At 45.3% G+C, this 1,602-nt stretch carries 3 protein-coding genes and 1 pseudogene; all 4 read left to right on the top strand.

The features are described from left to right. Window positions 1-21: 21 nt before the first annotated feature. A complete protein-coding gene (locus B3V51_RS11210) occupies window positions 22-153 on the top strand; it encodes a septation protein IspZ (RefSeq protein WP_414706383.1) in 132 nt (43 codons plus the stop codon). 134 nt (window positions 154-287) lie between these two features. Continuing rightward, entirely contained in the window at window positions 288-605 is a 318-nt protein-coding gene (locus tag B3V51_RS11205) for a YciI family protein (protein WP_223333529.1), read from the top strand. 62 nt (window positions 606-667) lie between these two features. Then, window positions 668-1,033 (top strand): hypothetical protein, encoded by a 366-nt coding sequence (locus B3V51_RS11200; protein ID WP_228724540.1) that lies wholly within the window; start codon window positions 668-670, stop codon window positions 1,031-1,033. A 129-nt stretch (window positions 1,034-1,162) separates the two neighbouring features. Continuing rightward, window positions 1,163-1,602 (top strand): annotated as a pseudogene (locus B3V51_RS11195) (FAD-dependent cmnm(5)s(2)U34 oxidoreductase); the annotation flags it as partial.

Below are 1,602 nucleotides of genomic sequence, written 5' to 3'. Positions count from 1 at the left end.
CATTATATTACAGCATTCACCATGTCAGATGAAGCGTGGATTAACTTCAAGACTTATGGCTGGATTCCGATTATGCTGGTATTCGTCGTGGCTCAGTTTGCTGTACTCAAAAAGCATCTCAACCCTGCGCTGACGGACAAAACCACTAAATAACAGTTATGCGCTGATTGCAGCTACTGTCTTATAATTGATAAAACTGCTTTTAGAGCTCAAAGTAATCAGCCGTTAGCGTTATACGATGTATTTCAAATCAATCATTACGTTTTATTATCAACTAAGGAAGTTCCATGTCTTTATTTGTCATTATTGGTCATGATGTGGCTAATAGCAGCGCACAGCGTCTGATTACTCGCGCTGAACATATTGAGCGGCTGCAGGCGCTAAGTCGTGAAGATCGTCTGGTGATTGCAGGCCCAACGCCGATCGAACATGGCAAAAGCGATATGTCAGGCAGTGTAATCATTGCTGAGTTTGACTCTATCGAGGCGGCACAAGCGTGGGCAAACGATGAGCCTTATTTGCGTGATGGCGTTTATAGCCACGTAGATATCAAGCCATTTATCCAAGCATTGCCTGCGCCCACTGATAAAGTAGCTGCATCGTGAGTCAGAAAGTCCTTTATTTGAATACTCGATTCTATAAAAGTAGCTTGGCTAGCCTGTTACTGATGGCAGCAGTATCAGTGCAAGCCGCGCCAACGGCACCCAACGCAGATGCAGCGAATCCTACAGTAGCCCCTATAAATCAACCTGCTGTAGGCGATGCAGCAACAAGTTCAGCACTAGATATCAATGATACTCTGGCAGCACAGTTGCAACCGTCTACTAAAGCACTGTCCGAGGCCAATCAAGAACTACTCAGCCGTAATGCACAATTGCAACGCCAAGTGAACGACTTGCAGACCCAAGCAAACGTTTTAGTCTATGAGAGCAAAGGTCAGCTGTTTTTGTATGGTGCATTTACCGTTTTAATCAGTTTATTGGTGGGTATTTTTATCTCGTGGCTGGTGTTCGTTCGCCGTGATCGCTGGTAAGCAATGCGCTCTTTATAGATTTAGCCTTTGACCTGCTCTATTCTGCGACGTCTCATTGTATTTTTATGAACTTGATTCTGTCATCAAGAACATTTTTATTATAGTAAATCATCCTACTAAGAAGTTTCCATGTCTATCGCTCATCACACAAACGCTGAACCATTAAACATTATCACACCTGCCAAGGTTGAGTGGCAAATGGATGATACTGGCAATATGGTGCCAGTGTCTGGTGAGTTCGGCGATGTGTATTTTTCGCATGCGGATGGTCTGGCAGAGACACGTCATGTATTTTTAGAGCACAATCAGCTGCCTGATCGCTTGGCAGGCCTTGTACCAAAGCAATGCTTTACGATTGCCGAATTGGGTTTTGGTACTGGGCTTAACTTATTGGCGACTTGGCAGTTATGGCGACAGCTGCGCGATACCTACCCACAACTGGCAGATGCCCGCCTACATTTCATTACCACTGAAAAATTCCCGATACCGCTTGCAGATCTGACGCACATACTTGCCCTATGGGGTCAGCGTGCGCCTGAGCTTGTAGCGTTGATTGAGCCACTTTTGGC

The organism is Psychrobacter sp. UBA2514 (assembly GCF_002341255.1).
Taxonomy (GTDB): Bacteria; Pseudomonadota; Gammaproteobacteria; order Pseudomonadales; family Moraxellaceae; genus Psychrobacter; species Psychrobacter pacificensis.
Note: the sequence above shows the minus strand (reverse complement) of the source record. Positions and strands in the feature narration are given on the sequence as shown.